Here is a 16,187-nt window from a genome sequence, read left to right as displayed (position 1 = left end):
CCGCGTTCCGGCCCGCTAAAACCCGCCCCATGCAACTGTTCCTCGACACTACCGACACCGCCGTCCTCAAGGACCTCGTCACCACCGGCCTCGTGGACGGCGTGACCACCAATCCCACGCTGATCGCCAAGTCCGGTCGGCCCATGGCGGAGGTCATCGCCGAGATATGCGGTCTCGTCGAGGGCCCAGTGAGCGCCGAGGTCGCGGCGATGGACGTCGAGGGCATGCTGGCCGAGGGCCGCAAACTGGCCGCCATGGCCCCCAACGTGGTCGTGAAGGTGCCGCTGACCCGCAACGGCCTGATCGCCACCCGCGAATTCGCGGTGGAGGGCATCCAGACCAACGTCACCCTGTGCTTCTCCGCCAGCCAGGCGCTGCTCGCCGCCAAGGCCGGCGCGTCCTACATCTCGCCGTTCATCGGCCGCCTCGACGACCACGGCGCCGACGGCATGGAGCTGATCAGCGAGATCCGCGCCATCTACGACAACTACGGCTTCGACACCGAGATTCTCGCCGCCTCGATCCGGACCCCGGCTCATGTGACGGCCGCGGCCCTGGCCGGATCGGACTGTGCGACCATCCCGCCCGCGACCTTCGAGGCCCTGTTCAAGCACCCCCTGACCGACAAGGGTCTGGAGCAGTTCATGGCCGACTGGGCGAAGACGGGACAGTCGATCCTGTAGGGGCGACCGATACCCGGTCCTAATCGGCCTCGGCGCTGCTCTGGATGCTCCCCCTTTGGGGGAGCTGTCAGCCCGCGGGGCTGACTGAGGGGGCCGGCAGCGGCGCGATCAGACCCCCTCCGTCCCGGCTTTGCCGGGCCACCTCTCCCAAGGGGGGAGGAACCTCGCCGCGCAACGGCACGTGCGCAGCTCTGAACCCACCCGTCCTCTGAACGGATTGGTAGGAGGTCGGCGCTAGCGTCTCCCCGCAGGACTGGGGAGAGAGCATGAGCACGGCCAGGCAGATGGATTCGGCGGCGGACGAGCTGCGCCGGGTTCTGCGATCGCATCCCGAACTGATTCGCGACGACGCCGAGCTGCTGGCCGATCTGGGCCTGCGGGTCGACGCGGCCAACCTGGTCGACTTCGGCCCGGCGGCGCTGGCCAGGGTCAGCGCGGCGCACAAGCGCGAGACGACCGTGCGGCGCAAGCTGGAGGCCATGGCGCGGGCCAATTTCTCCGCCCAGGCCCAGACCCACGCGGCGGTCATCGACATTCTGGAATCCCGCAACCACTCCGATCTGGCGCGGCGGGTCGACGATCTGGCCAGCCTTCGCTTCGGCCTGGTCGCCGCGACGATCGCCGTCGAGGGCCCCGGCCGCACGCCGGCCGGCTGGTACGAACTGGTCGAGGGCCAGACGGACCTGATCCTCGGATCGCAGCGTCTCGCGCGCATGGGCTTCCACGCCCCGGCGCTCGGCCTGTTCGGCGACAAGGCCGACGAGGTCCGTTCGATGGCCATGGTCCGGGTGGCTTTCTGGGAGCCTGGCCGCGAGGGCGTACTGGCCTTCGGCTCGCCGGACGCCAGGGGCTTCACCGCCGACATGGGCGCCGAGTTGGTCGCCTTCCTCGCGCGGGTGGTCGAGCGGACGGCGGAACGTTGGCCGGTGCTGTGACCACCGCCCGCGAGGCCATGGCGGCCTGGCTCGACCATCTGGCCAACGAGCGCCGCGTCTCGCCGCGCACGATCGAGGCCTATCTGGGCGCGGTCTCGCCCTGGCTGACCTTTCTCGAGCAGCACCGGGCCGAGAGCCTGTCGGCCGCCGACATGGGCACGGTCACGCCGGCCGAGCTGCGCGCCTATCTGGCCCATCGCCGCGACGGCGAGCGGCCGCTGTCGGCCCGGTCGGTGTCGCAGGCCCTGTCGGCGGTGCGCTCATTCCACGGCTTTCTCGATCGCCGGCTGGGCCTCCCCAACGCGGCGCTGGCGTTGGTGAAGGGGCCGCGGGTCAAGCCATCGGCGCCGCGCCCCGTGACCGAGGATCAGGCGCGGGGCCTGATCGAGGAAGCCGCCTGCGACCCCGAGCGCGAGGGCTGGGCCGCCCTGCGCGACGAGGCGGTGCTGACCCTGCTGTGGGGCTGCGGCCTGCGGATCAGCGAGGCGCTGTCGCTGAAGCGCTCGGACGCGCCGCTGGGCGACTCGCTGCGGATTGTCGGCAAGGGGTCAAAGACGCGTATCGCGCCGGTGCTGCCGGCCGTGCGCGAGGCGGTCGACGCCTATCTGGCCGCCCTGCCCTTCGCGCTCGATCCGGACGAACCGCTGTTCCGCGCCGCCCGGGGCGGACCGCTGAGCCCGCGCCACGTCCAGGCGACGATGCAGCTGCTAAGGGGCCGCCTCGGCCTGTCGGATCGCGCCACGCCGCACGCCCTGCGTCACAGCTTCGCCACCCACCTGCTGGGCGCCGGCGCCGACCTGCGCTCGATCCAGGAACTGCTGGGGCATGCGTCGCTGTCGACGACCCAGAAGTACACCGCCGTCGACGCAGCGGGCCTTCTGGCCGCCTACGGCAAGGCGCACCCGCGGGCCTAGAGACAGACCCCCACCGGTGTCTGTTCCGATGCAGGCCTCAGGCCTGCATCGTCCAGCCTTCAACGCCCATCGCCGCCTGGCGCAGGGCCTCCGAGCGGGTCGGGTGCGGGTGGCAGGTGCGGGCGACGTCCTCGGACGAGGCGGAGAATTCCATGGCCACGCAATACTCGGCGATCATGTCGCCGACGTTGGGGCCGATCATGTGCACGCCGAGGATCCGGTCGGTCTTCGCATCGGCCAGCACCTTCACGAAGCCCTCGCCCTCGTGGTTGATCTTGGCGCGGCTGTTGGCGGTGAACGGGAACTTGCCGACCTTGTAGGCGACGCCCGCGGCCTTGAGCTCCTCCTCGGTCTTGCCGACCGTGGCGACTTCCGGGGCCGTATAGATGACACCCGGGATCAGGTCGTAGTTCACATGGCCGGCCTTGCCGGCGATCAGCTCGACGCAGGCCACGCCCTCGTCCTCGGCCTTGTGGGCCAGCATGGGACCACTGGTCACGTCGCCGACCACCCAGACGCCGCCGACGCCGGTCTTGAAGTGATCGTTGCTGATCATGCCGCGCTTGTCGGGGGTGATGCCGACCGTCTCCAGGCCGAGGCCCTGCGTGTAGGGACGGCGGCCGATGGCCACCAGCACATAGTTGGCCGCCAGGGTCTGGGGCTCGCCACCCTTGACCGGCTCCATGGTGATCTCGACACCGCTGGCGCTGGCCACGGCGCCGGTGACCTTCTGGCCCAGCTGGAACTTGAAGCCCTGCTTGGTCAGGCTGCGCTGGAAGGTCTTGGCGGTTTCCTCGTCCATGCCCGGGCAGACGCGGTCGAGGTATTCGACCACCGTCACCTCGGCGCCCAGACGGCGCCAGACCGAACCGAGCTCAAGGCCGATGACGCCCGCGCCGATGACCACCAGGTGGCCCGGCACTTCGGGCAGCGACAAGGCGCCGGTTGAATCGACGATGCGCTTGTTGTCCACCGTCACGCCGGGCAGCGGAGTCGGCTCCGAGCCGGTGGCGATCAGGATGTTCTTCGCCTCCAGCGCGGTCTCGGCGCCGTCGACGGCCTTCACGACGACCTTGCCGGGCCCGTCGATACGGCCCCAGCCCTTGATCCAGTCGACCTTGTTCTTCTTGAACAGGAACTCGATGCCCTTGGTCAGGGCCGTCACGCTGTCGGTCTTCTGGGCCATCATCTGCGCCAGGTTCAGCTTCGGCTTCACCTCGATGCCCAGGGTGGCGAACTCGGGCCCGGCGGCGGCGGCGTAGAGCTCCGACGCGTGCAGCAGGGCCTTGGACGGCATGCAGCCGACGTTCAGGCAGGTGCCGCCGAGGGTCTCGCGGCCCTCGACGCAGGCGACCTTAAGGCCCAGCTGGCCGGCGCGGATCGCCGCGTTGTAGCCGCCGGGACCGCCCCCGATGATGACGAGGTCGTATTGAGCCATGGGAGGAGCCGCCTGTTAATTGTGCGCATGACATATGGGGCCTGTTCGCCCCTTGCGCGAGGCGGTTTAAGGCGCCGGGCCCCTAGGTCAACACGCCCCGCTCAAAAAGCAGCAGCACGAGGCCGGTCATGAGCAGCCAGACGACGAAGGCATTGATCGTTCGGCGACGCCCCTCCGCCGCCAGGGGACTGTCCGGCGGCAGGGCGCGTGCGGCCCAGGCTAGGTACGCGGCCTGCCAGGCGGCGTTGGCCAGAAAGGCGTGAAGCGCCCATTTCAGCAGCAGAAGCAGCAGCAGGCCGCTGAGCGCCGTCAGCGCGCCGGTGATCATCGTCGACCAGCCGCGCAGCCGCTCGGACGGTTCGGCGGGCCGACCCTCAATGCTGGCGATGGCGGTGTCGAGAAAGGCCTCCATCCGGCCGGCGCGCACCGTGAACAGGCCGCCGGCCAGATAGAACAGGCCGGCAACGCGCGCCGCCCAGCCCAGAATTTCGACACCGCCGCCCGTCATGTGGTGGCTACCTGCCGCGCTCCGTGACCCCGATCAAGAGCGCGACGAGGACCATCGCGCCGATCGTGTAGTAGTCATAGGTCAGCTCGGCCTTGGTGAAGACCGTCTGGTAGGCGGGCAGCTTGTGCATGAACCACCAGGTCGCGACGTCCGCCGCGACAGCCAGCAGGAATACGCCCAGGGCCTTGCCTCCGGTAAAAAGACGCCAGGCGGTCACCAGCAGCAGCAGGGCCGTGAGCCCCCAGACCGCCAGCTGCCACCAGGGCGTCGCGTCCCACAGCGGCACCATCCGCTGCATCTCGGCCGGGACCGTGGCCAGCTTGCCGAGTTTGTGAAGGGCGTTCATGCCCCCCATCAGGGCGCACAGGCCGCCATAGGCCAGCACGAGCGCGCCAAGCACCCATCTCAGGAACTTCATGTCGTTTGCTCCCCCGAGCTTCGGCCGCTCGAATGGCGACCTGCGGGGAGGCTAGAACCGAAGGTTGCGGCAGGTCAAATCCACTCGCCTGTCAGCCTCTGTTGAAGTGGGCGTCGGTCTCGCCCAGTTTCCGCCGTCCCGCAGGCGAGAGAAGAAAGAAAAGTCCAAGCAGAACCGCGGCTTCGACTTTCAGAAGGGCGACCAGGGCGGCGCCTTCGGCCGGCGAATAGGCCATGCCCAACAGGTTCCGCCCGACGAACACCCAGGTCGCCGCGTCGATCGCCAGGGCCATCACCGCCATCCAGATGCCGCCGATCGGGTCTCGCGCGGCCGTGTTGAAGGCGACCAGCCGCAGCAGCAGGGCGCAGACGACGGCCGCCTTCGGCTGCCATGACCAGGCCGCGCCGCCGAGCGCCAGCCAGTGGCCGACATCGACGCCGCCGACGGGGGGGACGAGCTTGCCGATGAAGGCCAGGGTGACGCGCGCGTCCTCCGGTCCGGTGACCCAGGAAAGCCCCGCGGCGGCGTGGTAAGCAACGGCGGCGATGACCGCCAGCCGCACAAGCATGACCCGCCACGCCGCGGGGGCGCCGCGCTCGCCGAACACCCGCTGGAGATCGCGGGCCGGGCCGACGCGGATGCGAGGCAGACGAAACCCGTCGGGCCGGTCCACCGCGTCGCTGGAAACCCGGGCCCGGTCGCCGATATGAAACTCCTTCGCGCGGTCCCACGGCCAGCGCCAGCGTCCCGGGCCCGAGATCAGGGGATCACGATCGCTGTTCATCGGCCCGCGCTGATCAGGGCGGCCACGAACACGGCCACGACGAGCACGCCCAGCAGCAGGCCCAGGAAGGCCGTGACGGTGAACTTCTTGCGCAGGCTGCCCCAGGCGAAGCCGCCGGTCGGATCCATGATCGCCCAGAAGATCGACGACGGCGCCGTGGCCATGGCGTCAGGGTGACGCTTCCAGTCGAGCGCCGCCGCGTCGGCGACCCGGTGCGGGGCGATGAGAGCCAGGGCCTCGTCGGCGTCTTCCTCGGCCACGCACAGCCGGCAGCCGCCGACGGCCTGCGAGAGCAGGAAGTTGGTCTGGGTGATCTGCTCCTCCGGCAGCACGACGAGCATGCCCCGCGCGCGCAGCATCCCCGCGGCCACCTGGGCTTCGCGAAGGTCGGCGTATCGGGCGATCTGGGTCAGGGCCATGCGTCCCCCTTTCAGGGGAGCATGACGCGCGAAGGGATCAGACGTCCAGCAGCAACCGCTGCGGGTCCTCGATGGCTTCCTTGACCTTGACGAGGAAGGTCACGGCGCCCTGGCCGTCGACCACGCGGTGGTCGTAGCTGAGGGCCAGGTACATCATCGGCCGGACCACGACCTGCCCGTTCACGACCATCGCCCGGTCCTTGATCGCGTGCATGCCGAGGATGCCCGACTGCGGCGCGTTGAGGATCGGCGTCGACATCAGCGAGCCGTAGATGCCGCCGTTGGTGATCGAGAAGGTGCCGCCCTGCATGTCCTCGATGGCGAGGTGGCCGTCGCGGGCCTTCTTGCCGAGGGCGCCGATGGCCTTCTCGATCTCCGCCAGGCCCATGGCCTCGGCGTCGCGGACGACCGGGACCACGAGGCCCTTCTCGGTGCCGACGGCGATGCCGATGTCGTAGTGATTCTTGTAGACGATGTCCGTGCCGTCGATCTCGGCGTTGACGTCCGGCACCGCCTGCAGGGCCGCGACGCAGGCCTTCACGAAGAAGCTCATGAAGCCGAGCTTCACGCCGTGCTTCTTCTCGAACTGGTCCTTGTACTGGTTGCGCAGGGCCATGACCGCGCTCATGTCGACCTCGTTGAAGGTCGTCAGCATGGCGGCGTTGTTCTGCGCTTCCTTCAGGCGACGCGCGATGGTCTGGCGCAGGCGGGTCATCTTCACCCGCTCCTCGCGCTCATGCAGGGCGCGCGGCGCGGCCGGGGCGGCGGCGGGAGCCGGGGCGGCCGCGCGGGCTTCCAGCGCGGCGAGGGCGTCGCCCTTGGTGATGCGGCCATCCTTGCCCGTGCCGGCGACGGCGGCGGGGTTCAGACCGGTTTCGGTGACGATGCGCTGGACCGACGGGGCCAGCGGCGCGGCGGCGGCGGCTGGCGTCGGCGCAGGGACGGCGGCTGGCGCAGGGGCCGCGACCGGAGCGGGCGCCGGAGCCACGGCGGCGGCGGGAGCGGCCTTCGGAGCGGAGGCTGCCGCCGCGGCGCCGGCGGCGACCACGCCCAGCAGGGCGCCGGGGGTCACCGTCTCGCCGTCGGCGGCGGCGATCGACTCCAGCACGCCGTCGGTCGGCGAGGCGACCTCAAGGCTGACCTTGTCGGTTTCCAGTTCGACGAGGATCTCGTCCTTCCGCACCGCGTCGCCGGGCTTCTTCGTCCAGCGGGCCACCGTCGCTTCCGTGACGGATTCGCCCAGGGCGGGAGTCATGATGTCGGCCATCGTCAGGTCTTTCGTGTCTCGTCAGGTCGGTAGGGGGCGTCAGGCGAAGGCTTCGGCCAAGAATGTCTCGAGTTCGCGAACGTGCCGGCTCATCAGGCCCGCGGCCGTCGAGGCCGAGGCCGGGCGGCCGACGTAACGGGCGCGCTTGGCCTTGATCGACATGCGGTCGAGCGTCAACTCGAGCCACGGATCGACGAACGTCCAGCCGCCCATGTTCTTCGGCTCTTCCTGGCACCAGACCAGTTCGGCGTTGGTGAAGCGGGCCATCACCTGCATCACCGACTTCATCGGCCAGGGATAGAACTGCTCGAGGCGCAGGATGTAGACGTCGTCGCGGCCAGCCTTAGCCCGCGCGTCGATCAGGTCGAAGTAGACCTTGCCCGAGCAGATGATCACCCGGTTGATCTTGTCATCGGGCTGCAGGGTGATCCCGCCGACGTCGCAGCCGGCCTCGGCCCCGTCGACCATCACGCGGTGGAAGGACGAGCCCTCGGCCAGGTCGGCGAGGTTGCTGACCGCCTTCTTGTGCCGCAGCAGGCTCTTGGGGGTCATGACGATCAGCGGCTTGCGGAACTCGCGGTGCATCTGCCGGCGCAGGGCATGGAAGTAGTTGGCCGGGGTCGAGCAGTTGACCACCTGCATGTTGTCCTCGGCGCAGGACTGCAGGAAGCGCTCGAGGCGGGCCGAGCTGTGCTCGGGGCCCTGGCCCTCGTAGCCGTGCGGCAGCAGCATGACGAGGCCGCTCATGCGCAGCCACTTGCGTTCGCCCGAGCTGATGAACTGGTCGATCACCACCTGGGCGCCGTTCACGAAGTCGCCGAACTGGGCTTCCCAGAGCGTCAGGGTGTTGGGGTCGGCAAGGCTGAAGCCGTACTCGAAGCCGAGCACCGCTTCTTCCGACAGCGCCGAGTCGATGACTTCGAAGTTGGCCTGGCCCGGACGCAGGTTGTTGAGGAAGGTGTAGTGCTCCTCGGTGGTCTGGTCGATCAGGTCGCAGTGGCGCTGGGTAAAGGTGCCGCGCACGCTGTCCTGGCCGCTGAGGCGCACCGCGATGCCCTCGTCGAGCAGGGTGGCGAAGGCCAGGTGCTCGGCCGTGCCCCAGTCGAGGCCCTCGCCCGAGTCGATGGCCGCGCGGCGGCCCTCAATGACCCGGCGGACCGTCTTGTGAGCGTCGATGCGCTCGGGAATGGTGGTGATCGCCCGGCCGAGATCGACCAGCTTCTGCACCGGCACGCCGGTCTGGCCGCGGCGATCCTCGTCGCCGTGCTGGGCGAGACCCGCCCACTTGCCGTCCAGCCAGTCGGCCTTGTCGGCCTTGTAGGTCTTGCCGGCCTCGAACTCCTTGTCGAGGAAGGCGTCGAACTCGGCGATCCAGCCGGCCACATCGGCCTCGGTCGCCACGCCCTCGGCGATCAGCCGGCGGGAGTAGAGCTCGCGGGTCGAGGGGTGATCCTTGATCTTCGCGTACATCAGCGGCTGGGTCATCGTGGGGTCGTCCCCCTCGTTGTGACCGAAGCGCCGGTAGCAGAACATGTCGACAACCACGTCCTTGCCGAACTTCTGGCGATACTCGGTGGCCACCTTGGCGGCGTAGACCACGGCCTCGGGATCATCGCCGTTGGCGTGGAAGATCGGGGCTTCGACCATGAGCGCCACATCCGAGGGATAGGGGCTGGTGCGCGAGTAGCGCGGGTCGGTGGTGAAGCCGATCTGGTTGTTGACGATGAAGTGGACCGTGCCGCCCGTGCGGAAGCCCTTCAGGCCCGACAGGGTGAAGCACTCGGAGACCACGCCCTGGCCGGCGAAGGCGGCGTCGCCGTGCAGCAGCAGCGGCAGGACGTGACCGCGACCGGCGTCCGGCGTCTCGCGCAGGGTGAAGGCCTGTTTCGCCCGGGCCTTGCCGAGCACCACCGGATTGACGATTTCCAGGTGGCTGGGGTTGGCGGTCAGCGACAGGTGGACGCTGTTGTCGTCGAACGTGCGGTCCGACGAGGCGCCCATGTGATACTTGACGTCGCCCGAGCCCTCGATGTCCGAGGGCAGCGACGAGCCGCCCTGAAACTCGTGGAAGATGACGTGGTAGGGCTTGCCCATCACGGCGGCCAGCACGTTCAGGCGGCCGCGGTGCGGCATGCCCAGAACGATGTCCTTCACGCCCAGCGCGCCGCCGCGCTTGATGATCTGTTCCAGCGCCGGGATGCAGGCTTCGCCGCCGTCGAGGCCGAAACGCTTGGTGCCGGGGAAGCGGCGATGCAGGAACCGCTCGAAGCCCTCGGCCTCGATCAGCTTCTTGAGGATCGCGATCTTGCCCTGCGGCGTGAAGACGATCTCCTTGTCACGGCCCTCGATGCGCTCCTGCAGCCAGCCCTTCTCCTGCGGATTGGAGATGTGCATGTACTGCACGCCGACCGCGCCGCAGTAGGTGCGGCGGACGATCGACAGGATCTCGCGAACCGTCGAGGTCTCGAGGCCCAGCACATAGTCGAGGAAGATCGGGCGGTCGTAGTCGGCCTCGGTGAAGCCGTAGGTCGCCGGATCCAGCTCGGTCGCGTCGCCCTCGGGCAGGGCGATGCCCAGCGGATCGAGGTTGGCGCGCAGGTGGCCACGCATCCGGTAGGCCCGGATCATCATGATGGCGCGCAGGGAATCGAGCGTGGCGGCGCGGACGTCGGCGGTCGGCGCCGCCGGCTGGCGCGCCTCGATCGCCTTGCCGAGCTTGGCCTCGACCGAGGGCCACAGGCCGTCGAGGGCCGACAGCCAGTCGGGCCGGGCGGCGGGCGCCTGGCGGCTGGTCCAGCTGGGTTTGGCGGCGGACGCCTGGATCGACTCGGTCCGGTCCGACAGAGAGGCGAAGAAGGCCTGCCAGGAGGGATCGACCGAAGCCGGGTTCTCGGCCCAGCGGGCCTGGAGGTCTTCCACGAAGGCGGCATTGCCGCCGTACAGGAAGGAGGTTTCGGTCAGAACCTGATTGATGATGCCTGCGTCGTCCGCCATCGGTCTCGCGCCTTCAGCCCTTCGGGGTCAGGGCTGTGTATCTGCGGGGGTATATAGTCTCTGTTAACCGGGCGGGGACCCGTGAAATTCCCGTGAGGAACGTTTTTTCGTCCGCTGGGGAAATAACCGGCGGATTTTGTCCTCAAATCGGGAGATCGGCGGTCCGGGAACGGCGAAGGGGGCCGGTCTCGCGACCCGCCCCCTTGCCGGATGTCCGCCGATACGCGCCGGAACGACGCGGCCGCCGTCAGCCCTTGAGCACTTCCAGCAGCGTCTCGCCGAGACGCGCGGGCGAAGGCGAAACGCGGATCCCCGCCGCCTCCATGGCCGCGATCTTGTCCTCGGCGCCGCCCTTGCCGCCCGACACGATGGCGCCGGCGTGGCCCATGTGACGGCCGGGAGGGGCCGTGCGGCCGGCGATGAAGCCGACCATCGGCTTCTTGCGGCCGCGCTTGGCTTCGTCGATCAGGAACTGGGCCGCGTCCTCTTCGGCCGCGCCGCCGATCTCGCCGATCATGACGATCGACTTGGTGGCTTCGTCGGCGAGGAACAGCTCGAGCACGTCGATGAATTCGGTGCCCTTGACCGGGTCGCCGCCGATGCCGACGGCCGTCGTCTGGCCGAGGCCGGCGTTGGTCGTCTGGAACACGGCTTCGTAGGTCAGGGTTCCCGAGCGCGAGACCACGCCCACGCTGCCCTTGGAGAAGATCGAGCCCGGCATGATGCCGATCTTGCACTCGCCCGGCGTCAGCACGCCCGGGCAGTTCGGACCGATCAGGCGCGACTTCGAACCCTGGAGGGCCTTCTTCACCTTGACCATGTCGAGCACCGGGATGCCCTCGGTGATGCAGACGATCAGGCCGATCTCGGCGTCGATGGCTTCCAGGATGGCGTCGGCCGCGAAGGGCGGCGGGACGTAGATCACCGAGGCGTCGGCGCCCGTGGCGTCCTTGGCCTCACCGACGGTGTCGAACATCGGCAGGCCGACGTGGACCGTGCCGCCCTTGCCCGGCGTCACGCCGCCGACCATTTTCGTGCCGTAGGCGATGGCCTGTTCGGTGTGGAACGTGCCCTGGGCGCCGGTGACGCCCTGGCAGATGACCTTGGTGTTGGAACCGATGAGAACCGACATCTAGCGAGCACCCTTCACGGCCGCGACAATCTTTTCCGCGCCGTCCGACAGATCGTTGGCGGCGATGACGTTCAGGCCGCTTTCGTTGATGATTTTCTTGCCCAGCTCGACGTTGGTGCCTTCGAGGCGAACGACGAGCGGGACCTTCAGGCCGACTTCCTTGACCGCGGCCACCACGCCTTCGGCGATGATGTCGCAGCGCATGATGCCGCCGAAGATGTTGACCAGAATGCCCTTCACCGCGGGGTCGGCGGTGATGATCTTGAAGGCCGCGATGACCTTCTCCTTGCTGGCGCCGCCGCCGACGTCGAGGAAGTTGGCCGGCTCGGCGCCGTACAGCTTGATGATGTCCATGGTCGCCATGGCCAGGCCGGCGCCGTTGACCATGCAGCCGATTTCGCCGTCGAGGGCGATGTAGGCGAGGTCGTGCTTGCTGGCTTCGATTTCCTTGGAGTCTTCCTCGGTCTCGTCGCGCAGCGCCTTGATGTCCGGGTGGCGGTAGAGGGCGTTGCCGTCGAACGACAGCTTGGCGTCCAGCACCCGCAGGTGGTCGTCGGCGGTGACGATCAGCGGGTTGATCTCCAGCATGGCCATGTCCTTGTCCAGGAACGCCGTATAGAGCTGGGTCAGCAGCGAGGCCGCTTCCTTGGCCAGGCCGCCCGTCAGGCCGAGGGCCTTGGCCAGCGCGCGCTGGTGGGTCGGCCACACGCCGGTGGCGGGATCGATCGAGAAGCTGTGGATCTTCTCGGGCGTGTTGTGCGCCACGTCCTCGATGTCCATGCCGCCTTCGGTCGAGGCGACCACCGAGACCATGCTCGACTGCCGGTCGACCAGCAGCGAGAGGTAGAATTCCTTGGCGATGGCCGCGCCCTCTTCGATGTAGAGGCGGTTGACCTGCTTGCCCTTGGGGCCGGTCTGGTGGGTCACCAGCACCCGGCCGAGCATCTCGGCGGCGTTGCTGCGGACCTCATCGACCGACTTGACCACGCGGACGCCGCCCTTGGCGTCGGGGCCGAGGCCTTCGAACTTGCCCTTGCCGCGCCCGCCGGCGTGGATCTGGCTCTTCACGACGAAGACGGGCGTGCCGAGCGTCTCGGCGGCCTTGGCGGCTTCATCGGGGGTAAAGGCGGCGAAGCCGCGCGGAACGGGGACGCCGAATTCGGCCAGAACGGCCTTGGCCTGGTGTTCGTGAATGTTCATCGAGAATCCGGTCGCGGGACATGTCGGGAAACCCACCGGACGGCAGGTGGCGGCGGTTATAGGCGCCCCGTGCAGGGGCCGCAACCGCGTGCGCGCGATTGGCAAGGCTCTGGCGCGGATCGGCCAAATCGCGCCTGAACCTTGCTCACATGGAGCCGGAGACGGAAACAGTCGCCTTCCGTTCCAGACGCCCCCAGCCGACTCGCGCGCCCCGCACGGCCGTCGCCAGCGACTTGATCACCACGTAGTACATCAGTTGGCGGTAGCCGAAGCGCTGGGCCGGCAGCAGCCAGAAGTCCCTCCACGGCGCGCGGCGCTCCAGCGCCATGCCCAGCGCCCCGGCCGACAGGTCGACCATGATGAAAGCCGCCCAGTAGAACAGGTTGCGCCAGCTGTCGTCGGGCGACCAGTCGATGTGGCGGAACATCGCCCCGAACAGCGCGCTGGCCAGACTCCAGACGATCGCCAGGTCGACCAGCGGCGCGACCACGGCCAGCAGGATCTGGAACAGCCATATCTGCGGCAGGGCGACGAAGCCCAGCACCGGGTGCTTGCGGCTGAACATCGCGCCGCGATGCTTCCACAGGCACTGCAGGGTGCCGAACGACCAGCGGAAGCGCTGCTTGAGCAGGCCGCGGAACGTGTCGGGCGCCTCGGTCCAGGCCAGCGCCTCGGGGTCGAAGCCGACCTTCCAGCCGGCGCGCTGGGCGGCGATGGTCAGGTCCTGGTCCTCGGCCAGGGTGTCGGCCGGATAGCCGCCGAGATCGACGAGGGCCTGGCGACGCCAGCCGCCGACGGCGCCCGGCACCACGGTGACCGCGCCCAGCGTGGCCAGGGCGCGGCGCTCGAGATTCTGGGCCGTGACGTATTCCAGCGCCTGCCAGCGTGTGACGAGGTTCAGGCGGTTGCCGACCAGGGCGTTGCCGGCGACCGCGCCGATCGCCGGATCCTGGAACCAGCGCACCAGCCGGCCGATCGTCTGCGGCGGAAACAGGGTGTCGGCGTCGAGCGCGATAACGATCTCGCCCCGGGCGACCTCGAGGCCGCGATTGAGCGCCCGCGCCTTGCCGCCATTGGGGAAGGTCATCAGGGTGACGCGCGGCTCGGTCCCGAACGCCTCGCGCACCCGCGCGGCGGTGGCGTCGCTGCTGCCGTCGTCGAGCACCAGCACCTCAAGCGAGGTCCAGTCGGACTCGAGGATGCGGGCGATCGAGCTGACGATCACCTTCTCCTCGTTGAAGCAGGGGATCAGCACGCTGACCAGCGGTCCGGTCTTCGGGTCCATGTCGGGCGGCGCGGTCCAGCTGCGGCCGTGGGTCAGGGCGAGGCCGGCCAGGAACACCAGCCGCGCCATGCCCAGCACGATGGCGGAGATGAACAGGAACGAGAGCGTGGCCTGCATCGCGCGGAAGAAGCCGAAGCCGATCCGATCGAGAGTCAGTTCCACGGGGTCGCGGGTCGCCGCCGGCATGGCCTGGGCCGGGGTCATGCCCGCCAGCTCGCCGACGGTCGTGAGGCGGTAGCCGCGCGCGCGGATCGCGTCGATCAGGCCCGGCAGGGCGGCGATGGTGCGGCTCCGGTCGCCGCCGGAGTCGTGCAGCAGGATCACCTGGCCCGGCCGGTCGCCGGGGTGATCGAGCCGGTCGAGCACGCGCTGGATGATCTGGTCAGGGGTCGGCTTCTGCCAGTCGTCCGGATCGATGCGCAGGCCGACGGTCAGGTAGCCGAGCCGCTGGGCGGTCACCAGCGGCATGACCTCGGCCGGGGTCGAGGGCTCGGCGTCGCCGAAATAGGGCGGCCGGAACAGGCGCATGGACCGGCCGGTGATGACCTCGAACAGCCGCTGCGTGGCGTTCAGCTCCACAGCGGTCTCGGCCAGCGGCGTCTCGGCGATGTTCGGATGGGTCCAGGTGTGCCCGCCGACCTCTTGTCCCTCGCGCACCTCGCGGGCGACGAGGCCCGGCTGGCGCTGCATGTTCTCGCCGATGACAAAGAAGGTCGCCGGCGCCTGCCTGGCCTTGAGGATGTCGAGGATCCTCCCCGTCCAGCGCGCGTCGGGCCCGTCATCGAAGGTCAGGGCGACCGGGCCGCGCGACTGGCCGAAGCGCTCGATGATGTAGCCGGTCGGGATGGCGTCGTAGCGTTCGTCGGCGATCAGCCCGGTGTCCGGATCGAGCGTCAGGGTGCGGTGGCCCGTGGTCGGCTGGCGGCCGACGCGCAGCACCTCGCCTTCGCCATGGAAATCCACCGTCTGGCCAGCGGCCAGGCGCGTCAGGGCGTTGGCGTCGGCGCGTCCCGGCGGCTGGCCGAGCACGGTCCACACGCCGGGATCCTCCATGCCCATCCGCCAGACGGCGTAGCCGCGCGGCCGCCAGGCGTTCGCCGTCCTGACCGCGTTGAACACCGAGGTGGCGTCGAGGAACCAGACGACGTGCGCCTGGCCGGCGTCGTCCTGGTAGCGGAAGGTCGGGTTGAGGCTGTCGTCATCGGTGGCGATGTCGACCCCGGAGTCGGCGGCCAGTTGCAGGGCTTCGTGGAAGGTGACCGCCGCCCCCGGCGCCGGGCCGGCGCCGACCGGCCAGTCGTAGCCGTAGGCGCCGAGGGCGAGGATGGTCCTGGCCGGATCGAGCTCGCGACCGCGCCTGTCGAGCTCCGACTCGAACCAGTCCTGGCCGGCGTTGGGGCCAGGATCGCCCCGGCCGTAGTGCTCGTCATAGGCCATCAGTACGAGCGTGTCGGAGGCGCGCTGGAGCGCCTTCAGCGGCCAGCCCTCGCCGTCGAACGGCGCGGTGACCCAGACCTCGCGGCCGAGCGGCTTCAGCGCCGCGCGCAGTTGGGCCACGAATCCGGGGTAGGCGCGCAGGGACGTCCCGGACAGGTCCTCGAGATCGAGCACATAGCCGCCGTATCCGCGCGCCTGGGCCAGCGCCGCGAGCCGCCCGACCAGCCGCGCCCGGGCCGCGGGACTGGCGAGCAGGCGATCGCCTTCGCGTCCGTTGAAGCTTCCGTTCGCCGAGTTGTGCACCAGCGGCAGGACGGCGGGATGATTGGGGGCCGCGGCGATGCGGGCGACGGCCTGGGCGTCCTCGGTGACCGCGACCTCGCCGCCGGCGCCCTTGAGCTGCACCCACTGCGGCGAGACCACGTCGAGCTGGCCGATGTGCGCGCGCAGCGAGGCCCGCGAGGCCTCGTCCCAGGAAACATAGAAGCCCACCGTCAAGGGCCGGATCGGGCCGGAGGCCTTTGACGGGCCAAGCCGGGGAACCCTGCGCCAGGCCGGTTTGCCGCGGACCCGGTGGGCGGTCTCCACGTGCAGCGCCCGCAGCGTCGAGGGGTCCTTCAGCGCAAGGTCGGGCAGCCGGGGCGCGAAGGCGAAGGTGGCGAAGAAGCCGGCCACCACGGCGGCGAGGACCGACAGGGCGATGCCGAGGATGACCCCGGCCCGTCTGCCCCGGCGGCCGGTCGGATCGTGGAAGATATCCTTGTGCATGCCGC

The 16,187-nt window shown here is 69.5% G+C and carries 13 protein-coding genes; 3 read left to right on the top strand and 10 right to left on the bottom strand.

What is annotated here, in order from left to right:
• Positions 1–29 precede the first annotated feature (29 nt).
• The 3 genes from fsa (at position 30) to AC1RN0_RS13390 (ending at position 2,532) form a co-directional block, all read left to right on the top strand.
• Positions 30–683 carry a fructose-6-phosphate aldolase gene (fsa, locus tag AC1RN0_RS13400; RefSeq protein ID WP_492787947.1) on the top strand — a complete coding sequence of 218 codons (654 nt, stop codon included), beginning with the start codon at positions 30–32 and terminating at the stop codon, positions 681–683.
• Positions 684–949: 266 nt separating this feature from the next.
• The gene (locus AC1RN0_RS13395) at positions 950–1,618 is read left to right on the top strand and encodes a DUF484 family protein (RefSeq protein ID WP_492787946.1); all 669 of its coding nucleotides are present in this window, start codon (positions 950–952) and stop codon (positions 1,616–1,618) included.
• A gap of 17 nt (positions 1,619–1,635) precedes the next feature.
• Complete coding sequence (locus tag AC1RN0_RS13390) at positions 1,636–2,532, top strand: tyrosine recombinase XerC (protein WP_492788072.1); 897 nt, start codon at positions 1,636–1,638, stop codon at positions 2,530–2,532.
• Positions 2,533–2,569: 37 nt separating this feature from the next.
• Here the strand turns inward: AC1RN0_RS13390 and lpdA are convergent, their stop codons facing one another.
• From lpdA to AC1RN0_RS13340, 10 genes are all read right to left on the bottom strand, one after another.
• Entirely contained in the window at positions 2,570–3,970 is a 1,401-nt protein-coding gene (lpdA, locus tag AC1RN0_RS13385; protein WP_492787945.1) for a dihydrolipoyl dehydrogenase, read from the bottom strand.
• A gap of 82 nt (positions 3,971–4,052) precedes the next feature.
• Positions 4,053–4,478 carry a hypothetical protein gene (locus AC1RN0_RS13380; protein WP_492787944.1) on the bottom strand — a complete coding sequence of 142 codons (426 nt, stop codon included), beginning with the start codon at positions 4,476–4,478 and terminating at the stop codon, positions 4,053–4,055.
• 7 nt (positions 4,479–4,485) lie between these two features.
• Positions 4,486–4,896, bottom strand: a complete 411-nt coding sequence (locus tag AC1RN0_RS13375; protein ID WP_492787943.1) for a hypothetical protein — start codon at positions 4,894–4,896, stop codon at positions 4,486–4,488.
• A gap of 91 nt (positions 4,897–4,987) precedes the next feature.
• Positions 4,988–5,680 (bottom strand): hypothetical protein, encoded by a 693-nt coding sequence (locus AC1RN0_RS13370; protein ID WP_492787942.1) that lies wholly within the window; start codon positions 5,678–5,680, stop codon positions 4,988–4,990.
• The gene (locus AC1RN0_RS13365; RefSeq protein ID WP_492787941.1) at positions 5,677–6,099 is read right to left on the bottom strand and encodes a hypothetical protein; all 423 of its coding nucleotides are present in this window, start codon (positions 6,097–6,099) and stop codon (positions 5,677–5,679) included. Before AC1RN0_RS13365 ends, AC1RN0_RS13370 begins: the two co-directional genes overlap by 4 nt.
• A 37-nt stretch (positions 6,100–6,136) precedes the next feature.
• Entirely contained in the window at positions 6,137–7,366 is a 1,230-nt protein-coding gene (gene odhB, locus AC1RN0_RS13360; RefSeq protein ID WP_492787940.1) for a 2-oxoglutarate dehydrogenase complex dihydrolipoyllysine-residue succinyltransferase, read from the bottom strand.
• A gap of 39 nt (positions 7,367–7,405) precedes the next feature.
• Positions 7,406–10,360 carry a 2-oxoglutarate dehydrogenase E1 component gene (locus tag AC1RN0_RS13355; RefSeq protein ID WP_492787939.1) on the bottom strand — a complete coding sequence of 985 codons (2,955 nt, stop codon included), beginning with the start codon at positions 10,358–10,360 and terminating at the stop codon, positions 7,406–7,408.
• A 247-nt stretch (positions 10,361–10,607) separates the two neighbouring features.
• On the bottom strand, positions 10,608–11,492 hold the full coding sequence (gene sucD / locus AC1RN0_RS13350) for a succinate--CoA ligase subunit alpha (protein WP_492787938.1): 885 nt from the start codon (positions 11,490–11,492) through the stop codon (positions 10,608–10,610).
• The gene (sucC, locus tag AC1RN0_RS13345) at positions 11,493–12,692 is read right to left on the bottom strand and encodes an ADP-forming succinate--CoA ligase subunit beta (protein ID WP_492787937.1); all 1,200 of its coding nucleotides are present in this window, start codon (positions 12,690–12,692) and stop codon (positions 11,493–11,495) included.
• A 145-nt stretch (positions 12,693–12,837) separates the two neighbouring features.
• Positions 12,838–16,182, bottom strand: a complete 3,345-nt coding sequence (locus tag AC1RN0_RS13340) for a trifunctional glycoside hydrolase family 18/polysaccharide deacetylase/glycosyltransferase family 2 protein (protein WP_492787936.1) — start codon at positions 16,180–16,182, stop codon at positions 12,838–12,840.
• Positions 16,183–16,187: the final 5 nt, after the last annotated feature.

It is taken from the genome of Caulobacter sp. GW821-FHT12F03 (assembly GCF_058806855.1).
Note: the sequence above shows the minus strand (reverse complement) of the source record. Positions and strands in the feature narration are given on the sequence as shown.

What these genes read in the sequence shown, in the direction of transcription:
- fsa (WP_492787947.1), top strand. Translation starts at nt 30, where the DNA reads ATGCAACTGTTCCTCGACACTACCGACACCGCCGTCCTCAAGGACCTC.
- AC1RN0_RS13395 (WP_492787946.1), top strand. Translation starts at nt 950, where the DNA reads ATGAGCACGGCCAGGCAGATGGATTCGGCGGCGGACGAGCTGCGCCGG.
- AC1RN0_RS13390 (WP_492788072.1), top strand. Translation starts at nt 1,636, where the DNA reads ATGGCGGCCTGGCTCGACCATCTGGCCAACGAGCGCCGCGTCTCGCCG.
- lpdA (WP_492787945.1), bottom strand. Translation starts at nt 3,970, where the DNA reads ATGGCTCAATACGACCTCGTCATCATCGGGGGCGGTCCCGGCGGCTAC.
- AC1RN0_RS13380 (WP_492787944.1), bottom strand. Translation starts at nt 4,478, where the DNA reads ATGACGGGCGGCGGTGTCGAAATTCTGGGCTGGGCGGCGCGCGTTGCC.
- AC1RN0_RS13375 (WP_492787943.1), bottom strand. Translation starts at nt 4,896, where the DNA reads ATGAAGTTCCTGAGATGGGTGCTTGGCGCGCTCGTGCTGGCCTATGGC.
- AC1RN0_RS13370 (WP_492787942.1), bottom strand. Translation starts at nt 5,680, where the DNA reads ATGAACAGCGATCGTGATCCCCTGATCTCGGGCCCGGGACGCTGGCGC.
- AC1RN0_RS13365 (WP_492787941.1), bottom strand. Translation starts at nt 6,099, where the DNA reads ATGGCCCTGACCCAGATCGCCCGATACGCCGACCTTCGCGAAGCCCAG.
- odhB (WP_492787940.1), bottom strand. Translation starts at nt 7,366, where the DNA reads ATGGCCGACATCATGACTCCCGCCCTGGGCGAATCCGTCACGGAAGCG.
- AC1RN0_RS13355 (WP_492787939.1), bottom strand. Translation starts at nt 10,360, where the DNA reads ATGGCGGACGACGCAGGCATCATCAATCAGGTTCTGACCGAAACCTCC.
- sucD (WP_492787938.1), bottom strand. Translation starts at nt 11,492, where the DNA reads ATGTCGGTTCTCATCGGTTCCAACACCAAGGTCATCTGCCAGGGCGTC.
- sucC (WP_492787937.1), bottom strand. Translation starts at nt 12,692, where the DNA reads ATGAACATTCACGAACACCAGGCCAAGGCCGTTCTGGCCGAATTCGGC.
- AC1RN0_RS13340 (WP_492787936.1), bottom strand. Translation starts at nt 16,182, where the DNA reads ATGCACAAGGATATCTTCCACGATCCGACCGGCCGCCGGGGCAGACGG.